This window comes from Scytonema millei VB511283 (assembly GCF_000817735.3).
GTDB lineage: Bacteria > Cyanobacteriota > Cyanobacteriia > Cyanobacteriales > Chroococcidiopsidaceae > Chroococcidiopsis > Chroococcidiopsis millei_B.
The window spans coordinates 964863-981543 of sequence record NZ_JTJC03000001.1 but is presented as its reverse complement, the minus strand read 5'-3'; the positions used below and the strand labels follow the sequence as shown (position 1 = coordinate 981543).

General features: G+C 45.2%; 15 protein-coding genes. 4 read left to right on the top strand and 11 right to left on the bottom strand.

What is annotated here, in order from left to right:
* Window positions 1-885: 885 nt before the first annotated feature.
* Window positions 886-1695, top strand: coding sequence for a polysaccharide lyase family 20 protein (locus QH73_RS04415; protein WP_039715386.1), 810 nt, complete (start codon window positions 886-888; stop codon window positions 1693-1695).
* A 13-nt stretch (window positions 1696-1708) separates the two neighbouring features.
* Here QH73_RS04415 and QH73_RS04410 read toward each other — a convergent pair whose 3' ends face one another.
* The 9 genes from QH73_RS04410 to QH73_RS04370 form a co-directional block, all read right to left on the bottom strand.
* A complete protein-coding gene (locus QH73_RS04410) occupies window positions 1709-2200 on the bottom strand; it encodes a glycosyltransferase (RefSeq protein ID WP_039715385.1) in 492 nt (163 codons plus the stop codon).
* A gap of 30 nt (window positions 2201-2230) precedes the next feature.
* A complete protein-coding gene (gene pssD, locus QH73_RS04405; protein ID WP_039715384.1) occupies window positions 2231-2680 on the bottom strand; it encodes a PssD/Cps14F family polysaccharide biosynthesis glycosyltransferase in 450 nt (149 codons plus the stop codon).
* A gap of 197 nt (window positions 2681-2877) precedes the next feature.
* The gene (locus QH73_RS04400) at window positions 2878-4101 is read right to left on the bottom strand and encodes a glycosyltransferase family 4 protein (RefSeq protein WP_039715383.1); all 1224 of its coding nucleotides are present in this window, start codon (window positions 4099-4101) and stop codon (window positions 2878-2880) included.
* An 11-nt stretch (window positions 4102-4112) separates the two neighbouring features.
* Window positions 4113-5147, bottom strand: coding sequence for a glycosyltransferase family 2 protein (locus tag QH73_RS04395; protein ID WP_039715382.1), 1035 nt, complete (start codon window positions 5145-5147; stop codon window positions 4113-4115).
* Complete coding sequence (locus tag QH73_RS04390) at window positions 5144-6352, bottom strand: glycosyltransferase family 4 protein (RefSeq protein WP_039715381.1); 1209 nt, start codon at window positions 6350-6352, stop codon at window positions 5144-5146. Before QH73_RS04390 ends, QH73_RS04395 begins: the two co-directional genes overlap by 4 nt.
* Entirely contained in the window at window positions 6337-7695 is a 1359-nt protein-coding gene (locus tag QH73_RS04385; RefSeq protein WP_039715380.1) for an O-antigen ligase family protein, read from the bottom strand. Before QH73_RS04385 ends, QH73_RS04390 begins: the two co-directional genes overlap by 16 nt.
* Before the next feature lie 14 nt (window positions 7696-7709).
* A complete protein-coding gene (locus tag QH73_RS04380; protein WP_039715379.1) occupies window positions 7710-9779 on the bottom strand; it encodes a GumC family protein in 2070 nt (689 codons plus the stop codon).
* Between the two features lie 441 nt (window positions 9780-10220).
* Window positions 10221-10427: a CopG family transcriptional regulator gene (locus QH73_RS04375; RefSeq protein ID WP_132866623.1), complete on the bottom strand. Its 207-nt coding sequence runs from the start codon at window positions 10425-10427 to the stop codon at window positions 10221-10223.
* Window positions 10428-10584: 157 nt separating this feature from the next.
* A complete protein-coding gene (locus QH73_RS04370; protein ID WP_201277943.1) occupies window positions 10585-10899 on the bottom strand; it encodes a hypothetical protein in 315 nt (104 codons plus the stop codon).
* A 607-nt stretch (window positions 10900-11506) separates the two neighbouring features.
* Between QH73_RS04370 and QH73_RS04365 the strand changes: the two genes are divergently transcribed.
* A complete protein-coding gene (locus QH73_RS04365; RefSeq protein ID WP_039715377.1) occupies window positions 11507-12430 on the top strand; it encodes a hypothetical protein in 924 nt (307 codons plus the stop codon).
* Between the two features lie 14 nt (window positions 12431-12444).
* Here the strand turns inward: QH73_RS04365 and QH73_RS04360 are convergent, their stop codons facing one another.
* Together QH73_RS04360 and QH73_RS04355 are read right to left on the bottom strand one after the other, a co-directional pair.
* Window positions 12445-12858 (bottom strand): hypothetical protein, encoded by a 414-nt coding sequence (locus QH73_RS04360; RefSeq protein WP_132866620.1) that lies wholly within the window; start codon window positions 12856-12858, stop codon window positions 12445-12447.
* 172 nt (window positions 12859-13030) lie between these two features.
* Window positions 13031-13414 (bottom strand): response regulator, encoded by a 384-nt coding sequence (locus QH73_RS04355; RefSeq protein ID WP_132866618.1) that lies wholly within the window; start codon window positions 13412-13414, stop codon window positions 13031-13033.
* Between the two features lie 1644 nt (window positions 13415-15058).
* Here QH73_RS04355 and QH73_RS04350 point away from each other — a divergent pair.
* On the top strand, window positions 15059-15844 hold the full coding sequence (locus QH73_RS04350) for a class I SAM-dependent methyltransferase (RefSeq protein ID WP_132866615.1): 786 nt from the start codon (window positions 15059-15061) through the stop codon (window positions 15842-15844).
* Window positions 15845-15972: 128 nt separating this feature from the next.
* Entirely contained in the window at window positions 15973-16668 is a 696-nt protein-coding gene (locus QH73_RS04345; RefSeq protein ID WP_039715373.1) for an ATP-dependent Zn protease, read from the top strand.
* Window positions 16669-16681 lie beyond the last annotated feature (13 nt).

Here is a 16681-nt window from a genome sequence, read left to right as displayed (position 1 = left end):
AGTTGGAGATTTCGATCCCCCAACACCCTTCAGAAGGGGGCTTTAGAGCTGCATTTGAAGTTGGAGATTTCGATCCCCCAACCCCCTTCAAAAGGGAGCTTTAGATCTGCATTTGAAGTTGGGGATTTCGATCCCCCAACACCCTTCAGAAGGGGGCTTTAAGTCAAGTTCCCCCCTTTTTAAGGGGGTTAGGGGGGATCTTTCGCGTAACTCCTGCAAGAATTAGCTAGTACCAGTGTTTTTACTGAGTCATAGCTAAATCGTCGATTTGAGGATGTTTGAGTCTTAGTCATAAGAGATGAATTTCGTAGTTTGAGTCAACTCAAGTCTCCGTTTTTCTACCGGTCGCGTACTGATTTTCAGTGGAATTATTTAACAACGATCGCACTAAATTACTAGTATTCCTGCTTTTACCGATATAACGGACAAGAATTGAGTTTTTGAGCAGCGATTAGTCGGAATTCACAACATTGTTAATCTGCATTCTGCGATCGCTTATCAGCTATAGCTTCAGAGAAAGTTATCGATTGAGGGACAGTTTATCTCTCAAATCTCGAACTAATTTTTTAAAGTAATAACGCATTGGTTAGTCCCTTCATTTGCAGCATTAGTCATATTCACCAGCGTATTTTTACAGAAGTTCTAGTTACGCAAAAAGATCGGTAGAATTACGGTTTTCAGAAAAATCAGTAGTTTTTCTCCTAGAAATAGATGGAAGCAAGCATTAACTTGAGTTCACCGCTGATTTGTGGAAAGACAACGTGCAGTTAAATTCTGCTAATTGATTCAGTTTGAGTCATTCATTTAAGACTTTTTAGATGCTTTGACTCAATAGGAATTACTCAAATTAGCGTTAAAAATTCTGCATCTACGGAGAACTTAAATATGATCGTTGAGAATTGCAATAAGTCTGCCAAAGTTTGGAAACAGCGATCGCTACGCTCGGCTTTAGGCACAATATTCTTGGGTACGGCTTTGTTTGCTTCAGTAGGAATACAGCAAGCTCATGCCGGAATCATTGAGTCATCGACTGAAATTACGCAATCTAGAAACAAAGGTTGCTCGGGAATGGAGCCTTCCTACAATATTAAAAGAGCTGGACAAACAGCTTTTAAACATTGGGTAAACCGTTGCGGCGAACGTTCTGAAATCGAAAAGAATAAAACTAAAATTGGTGAAACTTATTGGTATGGGTGGTCTATATTCATCCCCACAGACTGGAAAGATAATGATGCAGGATGGGATATTTTGAATCAATTTGGGGCTTATCCTACCAAAAAAGGTAGAAAACATCCCTGTGGTGGCATTGGCTCCAAGATTTCTCGCAGAGGCGATTCCGTCATATTCGATCTTCAACGCAGTGGTGGTTCTGTTGATGCCCTATGTACTCGTCATACCATAGCTAAGGTTGCTGAATTACGAGGGCAATGGACTGATTTTGTCATGCATGTGAAATGGACGGGAAATAACGATGGATTCCTCAAACTTTGGCTAAAAACAGGCAACGGCAATTACGTTCAGAAAATGAACTATCAGGGAGCGACTTTCTGGAACGATGAAGGCACGGGACCGTATTTCAAGATGGGATTATATAAAGGCAATCCTAACTTTCAGGGTCCCGCTCCTAGAGTTGTCTACACTGACGAATATCGCCTGGGGGATGCTAATTCCGGCTTTGGACAAGTTGCACCATAAGCAGCGCGATCGCTTATTTCTGAAGTTCCAAACTTCTATATCGTTCAATTAAATGCATCACTAGTGAAGGAGCGTTAAATAATTTTCCTTGGAAAGGAGAAGGACGCTCCTTTACATATTCAAGTAACTGCTGAAGTTCGATACAGTGTTGTATGCCATGTTTCTCTACAGCGCGAGCGAATAAAAGTTGATGGTCGTCTACGTGTTCTCCATAGCGTTTTAGTCTGGGGAGTAGGACAAAACAAGCACCCATTTCTGCTAGCATTCGTGTAGAACCTTGCCCTGCATGTGAAATGACTAATGAAGCCTGCTGTGCCGCTGCATACATTTCATGGCGACTGAGTGAAGGCACGCTAGTCAACAGGGGATGGTTCAACCGAGCCGATGTCGCACCATGCTGAAGTAATACTGGTTCGACAATGATTTCTTGTTCGAGTAGTATTTGCAACCAATCAACAGCGCGATCGAAAGGAAAAAAGATAGTTCCAAGCGTGTAAACAATCATTGAAATCAACCTTCGTAAGCTTGGAGAAAATTACACAACTACACCTTTGTATTGAGCCTTGGGATAGCGTTCTACACACTCGGGCCATTGGACGTAAAACTCGTCTACTAGGTTATAAACAATTCTTCCTGTGAGGCTCAAATTTCCCGAGCGCGAGATACTTTCAATAAAAACTGTTTTAATGCCATACAATTTGCTCGCTACGATAAATGGTACGGCTATGCTAGCTCCCGTGGACAGGACTAAATCGGGTTTGCTTTGGCGCAGAATAACTAAAGCTTTAAAGAAGTTGATCGATGCCTTAACTAACATCCGCGCTTCCTGCATTGCTACCCAATAAACCCGTTCTTTTTCGCTTAATTTTTGCGTGTCATAATGCCGATAAGTTACCCACTCTCTTTCGTAGGTAGACCAAAAGCTTTTCAAACCCATCATGGTCGAGAAATGACCTCCTGGGTTGCAGACCAATAATAATTTCATGGCGTTGAACTCCGGTGTGTGAGGAGAGGCTGGTGGCTGGTGACTGGTGGTGAGTGGCTGGTGGTGAGTGAAAAATTTTGATTGTCAGTCGATTGGTTGATGTTAGAAGTTAGGCAGAAGAAATCCCCCCAACCCCCTTATTAAGGGGGCTTTGTTCCCCCTTTGCTGGGGGCTAGGGGGGATCGAGATCTCTAGCTTCAGGTGCGGATCTCCTGTAGGTAAACCGATCGGTGCAGAGGTTTGCGTTCTGCTAATTCCTTGCCCCTGCTACCAAGCCGTTCGCGTAACTGTCGGTCTTGACACAAACGCAGTAGAGCATTGGCGAGTTCTGTGGGAAAATTGGGGTCTACTAGCAAACCATTTTCTTCGTGGCGCACTGCATCTGTTACTCCACCCAGCCGCGCCGCGATGACGGGTTTGGCAAAGTACCCAGCTTCGAGGTAAACAATCCCAAAACCTTCGATACTCTTGGCTGCGGCATCAAAAAAGGTTGGCATGATAAATAAATCGCAGGCTGCATAGTAACTAGCCAATCGATCGTCAGGAACGTATCCAGTGAAGAACACGCGGCGATCCACACCCAATCGGGTCGCGAGGGATTTCAGCTCGGACTCCATCGGACCTCGACCGCAGATGAAATAATAGACATCGATGCCTTCAGCCACCAGTGCAGGCAAATTCTCGATCGCGCGATCGAATCCCTTACGACGAACCAGCCGTCCTACTGAGAGAAGGACGACCGCTGTCTCAGGAATGCCGTGCTGAGCGCGTAGCTCCGTGCGGAGGTTGGGAATGCGGTCGAGATTGCCAAACTTCTCAACTCCGATCGCGGGATTGATAATATATGTAGGCGTATTAAACTGACAGCGTTCTTTTAAGAAGTCTTGGGTAAAACGACTATTGCAAACAATACCCTGCGCTCGCTGGAGCGTGTGCTGGAATAAAGCCTGAAAAATGGAATTGCTCAAAGGACAGAGCAGATCGTTTCCATGTAAATAGATAAAAAACCGGATCGGGAGCAAATAACTCAGCAGTAACAATACGGGAAAATCGAAGCCGTGAAACCATTCAATATATCGATAGCGATAGCGACGATAGAGTAAGAGGGCAACAATAAACGACTCGATCGCGTAGAGTAGTTGCTTGAGGACACCACCCAACCAACCAGTGCGATCGAAAAAAGTGTGGAGAAATCCAGGGACTAGCCAACGATGGACTGGAAATGGTTGCAGGCGATCGAATTCCTTGTCTCCTGGGTGAGCGGCGGTTAAAACGATCGCGCGATCGGGGTCTTGCAAACAACGATTGTAGGTGTAATCTTGAATTCCGCCTGGATCGGGGGGAAAAACGCGAGAGACAATCAAAATATCTGGTGCTTGACTGGCTGACGCAGCATCTAGAGCAAGACTTTGTGTAGTCATTGGGGTTTGCTTTATGATTTTGGTGCTTGACCCAAGAATTTCCAACGCACGTAACCGCGCAATCCATATCGCAGCAGCAAGATACCCTGCTGCGGCAAGAGAGCGCAGGTACTACGAAACACCAACCTGACGAGGGTATCCTTCATACTCCGCCCGATTGCCTGACTTTCTTGCCAGGACAACCACGCAACTTGTAAAGCTTCAATCCAACTGCCTTTACCCCGCTCGATGGCTTTGAAACTGCGATAGTCTACATCCTGCTGGAGATTAGAGCGCTCGACGAGTCCGACTGTGGCAGCTGCGCGATCGACGTAGGCAGCAGTTAACTCGCGCTGATGCAGCATCCGCGACCAGTTACCGCTGTGGGCTTGTCGATTTTTACCGTGGATGCGATAGAACATGAGTGGTTCGTTAATACTACCCACTGCGCCATAAAAGGGAACGGTTGCCGTCAAATAAGTATCTGCTGCTTCAGTTCGTTGTGTCGGAATCGGTAGGACTTGCTGGAGAACTGTACGGCGATATGCCAGTGCGGAAGTAATTGCTGTGGCGTATCTTCCCCATTGCAATAACAAATTGCGGACATCTCCTTGGTTGAGAATACTAGAAGTGCTGCTCCCAATCGGGACTCCCTCTGCATCTACAGAAGTCCAGCAGTGACCGAGCTGCACCCATTCAGGATGCTCTGCAAACGTGGCGACGACTCTGGCTATCTTTTCGGGGTGAAAGAAGTCATCGGCATCCAAAAAACAAATAATTTCGCCTTTAGCTCGGGCAATTCCGGCATTCAATGCCGTTCCTTGCCCGGAATTTTCCTGAAAAATCGCTGTGAGGCGATCGCCATAGGACTCAATAACTTGCCGCGAATGATCCGTAGAACCATCATCAACGACGATTAATTCCACATTTTTGTATGTTTGCTCTAAAACGCTGTCAATTGCTTTAGCAACAAAACGTCCGTAGTTGTAGTTATTAATGATGACGCTGACGAGTGGAGATATTTCCAGCTGGCTAGAACGCTCTTGCCGTTGCAGATCGGTGATCATATCCCAGATGTTGGGGCTAAAAAACAATTTTCATCGCCGGAGCGCGAGCGATCGCTTGCATCTAAGGGGACTAATCCCGTAATTCTGGCGATCGCGCGGGCGTATCCCACGGCACTACAGTAAGTTTCCACCCAACGTTTGCCCTGAACGAGCGTAGTTGGAGTATTGAGGTCGGCAGTCAGGCGCACGATCGCCTCAGCCGCAGCGACGGGATCGTTGGGATCGACAGCCCATTGAGGCGCGAAGTTCTGTAAAATTTCACCAATGCCACCAGTATTGCTACCGACGACTGGTACGCCACAGGCGATCGCCTCTACCACCGTGCGACCAAAAGGCTCTCGCGGTGCCAGCGTAACGACGACATCGGCATACTTGTAGTAGTCCTCGATCGCAAATGTGGCTGGTAAAATCGTGAAGCGGTCTGCCACTCCTAAGCTTTCGGCGCGATCGAGCAGAGCGCGGGTGAACGACTGACCTGGGGAAGCATCCTCGCCAATGACAACTCCGTGGTAGTTGTGACCGAGAGTTTTGAGCTGAGCCAAGACCAGCGGCAGCGATCGCAGATTTTTGTCATTCACCTGTTCGGGTGCGGTAATCCGCGAAGGTGTCAGCATCAGCCGCGCTCCCGAATTGAGGATGGGCTGTAAATTTGCTGGCGGCGAGCCAGTCGCGGGGCTGTCGTTAAACCGCTGTGGATCGATTGGCGGATAAAGAATGTCTTGAATCTCGGACACTAAATTCTTCACGTGCGCAGCCGTGAAGCGTGAATTACAGATGGCGCGGGGGGAGAGGCAGGCAAAAGCGATCTTTCTAGCCAAATTACCCAGCAGATTAGGCGATCGGGTTTGGTCGCGGAAGACATGGTAAACCGGACGACCGCTCAAACGCAATGCAGGTGCAGCCAGGATCAAGCTCGGCAAAATCTTACGCACGACACAGTTTTCCAGTAACAGGGGATAATCTTTGGGCTGCTGGCTCACCCAATGAAGCGCGTGCTTCATAAACTCCCGTTCTTGAATGATTTGTAGATAAGATGCTTGACCGACTTGCCGCAAATATCGCTCCATCAAAGAGTTAGATTTGACTAGGACGCATAACTGCTCGGAGATGCCACATTGTTCAAACCCCTCGAGCATTAAAGACAGGGAAACTGTCGTACCCCCTAAGGTATTTTGACATCCTGGTAGAACTAAGAGCTTAGCCACGATCTCACCTCTCCAGCAGGTTTGAGTTTAGGTTGCCGAATGGCAATGCATAGCAACAGAGCCAACGCTGGAAAAGGTGAAAACCACATTGCTCCTAACGTAGCAGCGGCAAGGGTAAACATGATCATCACGCAAAAAACTGTGAGGGGTCTTCCCGAGCGGGTCTTGTACAACCACGCAAATAAAGATATCCAGAAAACTGCAAAAATTCCCGTACCGACTATGCCGTTGCCATACAACAGGTTGCCTAAAATGACGCTGTGGGAGCCGACGACGTTTGCCTCGCCGCCAGCCATACTGACGGGCTGCCCCTTGCCGATTTGACCCCAGATCGGCTGTTCTAGAAATGCCTCCCAAGTCTGTCTGTAAATCTCGGCACGCCATTCAGTGGATGATGCCCGAAACTGAGAAACGTGGGCGGTGATGTCTGTATAGCTACTGACTAAAAAGTGGGTGAATGGCGCAATTGACAATACGGTGAAACTGGCTACAGCCATCACCGCAAACAAGATGAGACGATTCCGTGGTTGACTGTAGGCGCTAAAGAGGTAGCGAAACCAAACAGCGATTGGAAAAGCTATCCATATACCCCGACTCAGACTGATAACGATGAGGAAAACGCTGCCTAAAAGTACCAGTAGCGACCAAATCCGATTTTTGATTTCCAAGGCAATTAAGCCAATACATCCTACAATCAAAGCAAAAAGTTGGGCGGAGACAAAAAATAAGCTCGGACGATAGTACCCCGATATATCGCCCTGGTAGGGAGCTAAGAGGTTTTCTCCTGCTGCTTTACCCGTGACCAACCCAAACAAGTTAGGTATGCTAGGAGGCTGGAAAAGCCCGATCGGCAAGACGTATTGGAGCAACAACCAAAACCCGAGCATTTGCACTATGCTGACCGTACAAGCCCAGGCGATCGCTTCTAAGCGCAATCTCACGTTATTGCTTTGAATGTACCAGAGCAACAATGCGTAGCTAAACCATGTCATCAGGAGACCGGATATGCTGCCTTTGTTGGGAGCATCATAATTGATCAGCATTTGGGCTATTCGATAGATGCAGAAGATAAACACGGCAACGACTGCCGTAATCGGGGGCTTGAGACGTATTTCTCCATGCTTCCACCATTCATAAACAGCAATGCATACGAGCAGGAGAGATGTCATGTACTTGTAGATGCCCATCACCCATAGAACCGGTATGAGAATGATAAAGGCACAGACAAAACGTTCTCCTGCTGTTAAAGCTCCCCACCGCATCCAACCCCAGAAAAACAGCTGGCGGTCTGATGCTGATGCCGTTGTTGTGACTGTAGATTTAGGTCTGTACAGCTGAGTCATGATCTCCGCAACGCCTAAGCCTCGTTTTCTAGTAATTCTCGTTGTCGTCCGTACCCGTAGCGGTAAACTGCGGTTTGGGAGTCCGATCCGTTGACTACCAGACCCATAATCCGCGCGTTATACCGCGTCAGTTGTTCCAAGCTATTCATGACGGGATAGCGATCGCTCGTGCCAGAACGCAAGACAAACAAGACGTTACAGACTACTGCACTCATTAAATTCGTCTCGCTGGCTAGCCCGACAGGAGGGCTGTCTATTAATACGTAATCGTAGCCACCGGAATCGCGCATGGCTTTGATATTGCGCTCAAAGCTGCCACGGGCAAAGAATTCAGGAATTTTCTGTTTGGGGATAGACATCGCTGGTAGTAAGTCAAGACCAGGATGGATGGAGACTGGCGTTGGAGGATTAGCATTTGCTGCTATGGCGATCCGATGTTTCCCTAAGCGCCGACTCATTTCTGCCTTGCGCAGATCGCCATCGATTACCAGCACTCGAAAGCCAAAGTTGAGTAAGGCTAGGGCTAGCCCTAGAGTCACCGTGGTCTTACCTTCTCCAGCAGTGGCGCTAGTCACCATCAAACATGGGTGTTCCAGCATCAAGATAGATGAAGCCAAGCGCTGAAACTCGATATCGATTTCGGCTGCTAAATTTCGTTCCATGCTGGGTTGTTTGAGATGGGGAATGCTACCCAAAACCGGGAGTTCCACTTGCTGTAAGTCTTTTGGTTTGAGCAATGGGTTGCGATTTTCTAGGAAGAAAATTAGAGCCATGCTGCCGAAAATAGCAGCGAGCATACCGCCAGTGGTAATCAGCTTTAAGTTAGGTATGGATGGTCTGGGGTCAATGGTGGGTTCGTTTAGCGTTTGCACGTTTGGATAGGCGTTAAAAGGATTGGTCTTTGACTGCTCGCTTTGAGCAATAATGCCTTTGTATACGCCTTCGGCAATCTCGTACTTGCGCTGGAGGTCTAACAACTGTGCTTGATTTTTCGTGATGAAGTTGAGTTCGGTATTGAGTTTGTCGATTTGCTTTTGGATTTGCTTCGCTTGTTGCTGCGTTCCCTGAGCTAGGGTCTGATTTCGGATTAACTCTACCATCAGTTCTAGGCGGCTATCGTTAGGTCCATTACCTAGAGTTGTATCTATTTGCGCGGCGTTAGCACCAGGAATTGCCACAGCAATTTGCTGATTGAGTTGGCGGAGTAACTGTTGGCGCTGCTGTAATAAAGATTGCACCTGCGGGCTATCATCTCTATACTTACTGCGGGTGACTGCCATAGTTGACTCTAATTGCGAGAGTTGAGTGCGGGTGGCTTGATACTCTTTGTTCTCGCCCAAACGCAGAGAATTCATTGCTTGTTGGGGCGTAATCCCGAGACTGACTGCCGCAGCTTGAGCTTGCGTGGCATTGGCTTGTCCCTGTGCGATCAGCGTTGCCTGCGTCGTTTTGAGATTGTTAATTGCTGAAATCAACCCCCCGGATTGTTCGGGACTGTTGACTAGTCCGGTGGAGCGCTGAAAATTCGATAAATTCGCTTGTGCTTGGTTGAGATTGAGGCGAGCTTGTTCCAGCTCTTCTTGGGTATACTGCACGCGGACTTCTGCATCTTTGCGACGCAGTTCGTTCAGGCGTTGCTGATAAACCTCAAGAAAGGTAAACAATCGCTTGTAAGCTATATCGGGGCGACTACCCTGAGCTTCCACTTCTATCAGCGTTGTTGCTGGCTGTGGGGTGACGACAAATAACTGGCTGAAGCTACTCACCTTCGAGTACAAGCTTTTTTCGGGATCGACTGCCTGCACGCGCTTCATCACGGCATCGCTAGTTAAAATCGCTAACTGCACGTCCAGAGGGCTGACATCTTTAAAGTTGAGCGCCGTGGTTTGAGTGCTACCTAAAGGACCGAGATTCGCACTTAAACCGCCTGTTTGGGGAAGATTTAACTTGGCATTAGCTGTCCAGACTGGGGGAATGCTCGTGCTGGCATAGAAAGCTGCATAAATTGTGGCAGCAAGCACGGCACTGTTAAATCCCAGCAGTGGCAACCAGTGCTTGCGGGCAATACTGAATATCTGTTTCATACTTGAATCTCGTTCTAGTTTGGTAGTGGAAGTAACAAAAGTATCAATGCTTGACTAAACACAGGGAGTAGGGAGTAGGGAGTAGGGAGCAGGGAGTAGGGAACCTATGCATGAATGCATAGGATTGAAATCAGGACTGATTATGTTTCTTTGCAAGCAATCAAGGGCATAATTATTCGTGTTTAAGTGGGCTTTAAACCCACAACTAAAGTTTTTTGTACGCCCCTGCTCCCTACTCCCTGTTTGGTAAATAGATCGACTAATAAAGTTGAAGAGCAAATTTGTCGGGTGAGATTAATTACACTCTTGTCCCAAGCCTACCTGCACTCTGATATCTTCTGTTTTAATGTCAGCAGATATTTTTCAAGTTACAAATATGTCTCAACCATATGTCTCAACACACCCTTGACTAAAATTTGAACTAGAACTAATAGCGATTAGCTATGAATTTGGCGAAAAACTGCTGTAGGTTGGTAATTGCCTAATTGTTTCTCGCAGTACGTTTGTTTTACTTCTTTGAGCCTGCTGGCAATAAGTCTCAAGGGCTTGCATTTCTAGTTCAGAAACTTTGAGGGTAATCCATTGTTTCTGGCGAGTATATTGTCGATTTTGAGTCAATATGAGCTGTTCGATAGAAATGGGTTTCATTTGTCACGGTAAAGTTAAGTGGTAGCTTCAATTCCTTTGCTGAACTCAATAATACCCCTGGACACTACGAGGGTTAACCACAAAAAACCCCTAAAAACAAAAATTTTGCCCTGGCAAGCGAGCAAAATCTTGATGATAGTTTTCCTAATATTCAATTTTAGAAATTGGGTTCTTCTTCAGGGTGGGGAGGTTGGTTGAGATTAAAGCCTCTGGTTGCGGAACGCGAGTTAGTATAGGTTGGTAAACCTCGAATCAAATCTCTTAAAACATCCGTTTTTGTGCGTTGAGTTTGTTGACAATAAGCTTCGAGGGCTTGCATTTCTAACTCCGAAACTTTAAAGGTAATCCATTGTTTCTTTTTTGTAGACACAAGCTGCCATATGGGTAAAAGGTGGTGGATAAAAATTGTAGATTTACCCTGTGAAAGTTCGTCGTACTCTTGCCAGTCTGCATCCAAACATTTAAATGTCAAGTTGAATCATCAACTACTCGCTGTCATGCGATCGCCTGCGATTAGCGATCGCGATTTGTCATACCAACAAAATATAGCCATATTGAAGTAAACCCATAATAGTACTTATAACTAAATGCTTATCACTGAAGAAAGATTTATATATAAGTGCTATCTTGTAACGCGATCGAGAGCAAGATTGAATGAACTGCAATTTCTGTTTGGGATTCGTTCAAGAATACTGAATAAAGCAGTATTTTTGAGAATAGACTTTTTGGCAAAAATTGTCGCTAATGCACGAATTGAATTAAATTTTCCAAGGAGTGGCAGGATATAAGCTAGCACTGAGCGTGTTATCATCAGAGGCTAGCACTCTTTCAGATTTATAGGGATGAGGTTAGAAAATATTCTCGATCTAGTATCGAGCGATGCACTGGGAGGACAGCCTCTCAACCGAAGGTGAGGTGAAAACTCTTCCTTGAATGAGTGAATTCCATGCCAGTCTCAAAGTTTTGATTGACAGATACGCAGCGCTTAGTTTAGGATTTACGGACTTGAATTGTCAATTTATCAATAGGAAAGTGCGTATCGCTAGAAGGTAAAGAGCTATTTTGCGGACAGAGGATAGATGCAGCAAAACTTACCCCATAAGCTAGATCGGAGAATTACGTTACCACTCGTCCACTTACTCGATAAGACCGAGCCTGCCTTCAGTCATGCTTTTCTCCATGCCGCTCGCACTTTACATAGCTACCTGCAAGAAATTCAGTCTGCAATTGCATTAGTTGTCAATTCAGACGAACCTTACACTTTAGCTGTAGTCGGTTTGTTTTCTAAGCTGATTCGCAGTTACAACTCTTACGTTTTACTAGAAATTCATGACGATGACACTGGCAGCCAATTTCTGGTAGAAGAGTTATGGGATACGGCAGTGACGCTGACTTATTTATTAGAAACTGCCGAGCGAGAAACTTTTACCGATTATATTGCTGCCTCTGTCTACCAGGCTCGCCTGCTGCTGCAAGAAGTTGAAACGCAATTACTGCACCTCCCCCAGAATTTAGATCTGCTCGTGTTGCGCGATCGCCTGAAAGCTTTTATTTCCGAACAAAAACAGCCAGCAGCCGATCGAACGCTGACAAACTTAGCGGCAGAGACGTGGGGTATGGAGACAGCCAATACAACTGCTAAGCGCGCTAGATTATTAGGATTGAATTTTCTCAGCAATCCAGCACAGCGCATAGCACAAAAAATTACGCCGGCTAGTTTATTGGACGTGCAACTGAATTATCTCAATTCTGCTCCGCATGGCTTGCCAGCGTCGGACTCGCAGAAGATTGATTTTCGTCAGTTACGGGATGCCAGCCACCTTTGCTTGCACGCAACCAAAGCTTTGCTAGAAGAATTCATGCAGACCTCAGATGCGGGTCAGGTTAAAATTCAACAGCAAGAGTTAAATGAATTTTTTGAATGGTTTTACCACGCCTATCAAGCCTATAGTAGCGATCGCGATGCATCCCTAAAGTCGAACCAGAACGGAGGCAGGCATTGATAGATAGCAGCGATTTATCTCCTGCAATAGGAGAGTCTACTACTTGGCGCTCGACTCATACGATAACTATATTCACTCACTGAAGGGTTTGGCACTTCTGGATTAATCGTTTGAGTTGATTGCTGCCAATCTTTACTTGTAGCTATTTGCGAAGTTAATTGACCTGCTGAATTACGGTTGAGTTTCAGCCACAGCTTACCATGTTCGCCGCAAAAAAATTCTTCAATCCAGGAGTTGCGATCGACATAAGCACCTTGACTAGCAAGCAAAGCGGCACTTTTGTGAGACACATTTACATATTGTCGGATTTGAGCTGCTTCTGTATAGAACAAAAAGTGTTTTGTGCTACCTGCTCGCCATAAACGGCGATCGCAGTAAGGACAGCAAAAATGCTGTATTTGTTTGCGGCTGCTACGTTTTCCAGGCATTGGAAATCCCTTTGAATCACTACAAAAATACCATCCGCCAGAACATCTTTTCTGTCACTCAAAACTCATGCTTAACTAGAATCTTGCTCCCATCTAACTTTGCTGAAATCAATCTAAAATTTGCCGAATTTCAATCGTGACATCTCATGGCGATCGCAGGTAAGTTACCAAATCAACTTGTGTGCGCCACAAGCTGTAAATCTGGCAGCGCAGTCTCTACCTCATTGGTACTCACTACAAAAGCTGTGGGAATAGGAATGCAACTGGGTATCTCGTCGCTATCGTGAACTTTGAGCGTCAAGCGTTGCACCTTTGGAAACATTTCTCTGACTAATTGTAGAAGGTCGGCAGCAACTATTTGAAAGGTTTTTTGTTCTACGATTAAAAGCGTTAGCGTGTCGTTTGACGACTGCAAATCTTTTAATTTTTTTAATGTTTCTAATGGAGAATTCGCATATAATATTCTCAGATTTTGATGGGAACGCTGCAAATCTTTCTTAATCTCCCTTATAAGTTCGGGTTGTGGATCGATCGCCATCACTACAGGTTGACTCATAAAATTTACTACTTCCTTTTTAACTCTTTTTTTGGTTTTCTTACCAATTAAGAACAACAAATTTACGAAAAATGGAATGAGTGGGGAACGCGCTTATTTATCAGCGCGTTCTACCCATAAAAAAAGCTGTTAGAGTTGATTAACTTTCACTTCTAACAGCCTTAAGTTTATTCTCATTCAAAAATAATTAAGCCTCTGGCAGACTGGCAAATTACCGATAATATCGATAATTATTCATCCACCTAAAGAGTACGCATACTCTTTTTATGGAAGTTGTAAAAGTGCACTCCTCGGTGTCTTCTCTTACAACCTACAGCGCCACATGCGCTGAATACCTCTTGCATATTCCTAATTAATTTCTATTGGAAGTTCAAGCCACAAATACTCGGGAAACTCATTAAATATTTGCTGGCTTTTCAATACTAAAAAAATAACAGAATTTATTGGTATTTGTCAAATGCTTTTTGCAGTTTTTTTCAGGTTTTGTATTTTTAAGATGAATTCAATCGCACTATTACGATCGCGCTCTTGATTCCTCTTCAGTTGTTCGGAGCGATCGCTACGTTTGAGTGCTATTAGCTTTTAGTAAAGATGCATACCCTCTCCCGGTTCGACTACTAATATGCAATCTATAAGTGTCTGGTTTAGAAAATCACGGCACTCTCACTTTGCGGATAGATTCTACTTCTTCGATTTCGGCTTTTCAGCTTGCAGAGAAAATATATTGATATTTTAGTAATTATTTCTGCACTTTATTAGCATAACTATACTGAGAAAATTTAAAATGTTCCCTCATATACATATTTACAAATGTTTTCAAATAGCCAGCGATCGTCTGCGATCGCTTACCCAGCAGTCATTTGCCAGGTAATAAACGGGAGCTGTTTCGATGCTTTTGGCTTCCATCATCTCTCAATAGTGTTATCTACCAATTTTTACTTACGAATTCTCAGCTTAATGTAAGAAAATGATGCAGACATCAGTACAAAGGGTGAAACAACTGTCCAATATTGGCATTTAAAGATGTATGGAACAACACAAGCTGGAAGCGCGTCACAGGGGAATTCAAGAATGTGTTAAGTAATACAAGCTAAAGCAAATTATCTTGACATTCAAAAATGTATTAAGTAACACCAGCCCAAAGCGAATTCACGTTGAAATACCGATCTCGTCATTCACAAGTCTATATTATTACCCAACATATAGAAGAGCTGATGCGATTGAGGGAATTGCCTGTAGAATCTCTATGCTCGTGACCGAGAGGCTCTGAATTTCTAATTGAGAATCGGAGTTGCACCACTGCTTACTTCAAGTATAGACTAATCCCTACGATTGACTAGGTAAGCAGAATTGTTCATTTGCTGATAGCAATCGATCGCATGAAGAAAAAGTTAGTATTTTCTCAGTTTTACAGACTGAAGATTAAAATTAGTTGCCTTACAGCAAGGTTTTTTAACTTTTCCAGAAAATCAGTCATATTGCAACAACAAAACTATAGATGAATTTGTAAATAGAAATATTGTGACTGAAATATTTTGAGTCATCTTAGCGTGAATTTCACTGCGCCTGCGTTCTACAATTGGCATTACAGGTAATGAAGTAGCTAGGCATCAATAGTTGCTTGCCCCTTACGATTCCTATCTTATGTCTGAGCAAAATACATCTTATCTAGATACAACGCCTTTGTACGCGATGAATCCAGTCGATCGATTTTCCGATCGCGTGGGGGATTATGTAAAATATCGTCCGAGTTATCCTCAAGCTGCGATCGAGCGAGTCTTAGAGGGATTATCGCCATCACAAACGATCGCCGCCGATATAGGTGCGGGAACCGGAATTGCAGCGCGATTGCTAGCAGAAAAGGGGGTACGAGTCATAGCAATCGAACCCAATGCACCCATGAGACAAGCCGCTGCACCCCATGCTTTAGTAGAGTTTCGAGATGGGACAGCTGAAACAACAGGTTTGGCTGATGCTGCTGTAAATTTGGTAACGTGCTTTCAGTCTTTTCATTGGTTCGATCCAGAACCGACGCTGCTGGAGTTTCGCCGGATTTTATCAGAAAACGGAAGATTGGCTGTAGTGTGGAACGAACGCGATCGCCATGACGAGTTTACAGCAGAGTATACTCATCTAATTAAAGTTGCTTCTGGCTATCATCCCGCCGAACAGCGCCGGATGGCGATCGAACCTTTACTGAGGAGTAGCTTGTTTGCCGATCTCCAACAGTATAGATTTACCTATCAACAGCCACTCGATTTTGATGGGGTTGTCGGTCGAGCCATGAGTACATCGTATATCCCTCGCGCTGGTGCGGCTTACGAGCGATTGATTGCGGATTTACGGCAGTTGTATGCTAACAATCGTAACGATGATGGTTTCGTGACTTTAGTTTATACGACAAGCGTATTTCTAACGCAGACTAGATAATTTGCCATCTGTCATTAGGTAGATGATTGCAGACATGTTCGGCGATCGCATTTGAACGATTGAACCAAGAATGCGACTGCGATCGGCGGATAATAAGGAAATAGCTGTAATTGTACCGCTCTTAAAGTATGAATCAGATTGCCCTAAACTTAGTTGCTATTTCTATCTTCGTGATGACGCTTTCGACACTGCTAAGTCCTTTATTGCATTTTTCGCCAGTGATTCCAGCGCTTGCTACCTTCAGCGTTTTAGCAGTGGCTACGTTAGATAGTTTCAGCTTTCAGGGTAAAGGTGGTAACTTGATTTTAGACTGGCTGGCAAGTTTTTCACCCCAACACCGCGATCGCATTGTCCGCCACGAAGCGGGGCATTTTCTGGTAGCGCATTTATTAAACATCCCGATTACTGGTTATACTCTTAGCGCTTGGGAAGCTTTGAAGCAGAAACAACCAGGTTTAGGTGGTGTCAGTTTTGAAGATCGGGAGTTAGCAGCGCAGTTAGATCGGGGTACGCTGACAGCTCAAATGCTAGACCGCTATTGTACTGTTTGGATGGCAGGTTTAGCCGCAGAAGATTTAGTTTACAGTAACACCGAGGGGGGAGCAGACGATCGCCAAAAGTTCGGAATGATTTTGACTCCTTTAGGATATACCGCTAGAGCTGTGGAGCAAAAGCAACGCTGGGCGGTTTTGCAAGCCAAGACTTTGTTAGAGGCAAATTGGTCTGCTTATGAGGCTTTGGTTGGTATGATGCAGCAACGGGCTGGGGTTGATGAGTGTTGTCGGGCGATCGAGGAGAATAGCGGAATTCGGAATTCGGAATAACGCTTCGCTTCGC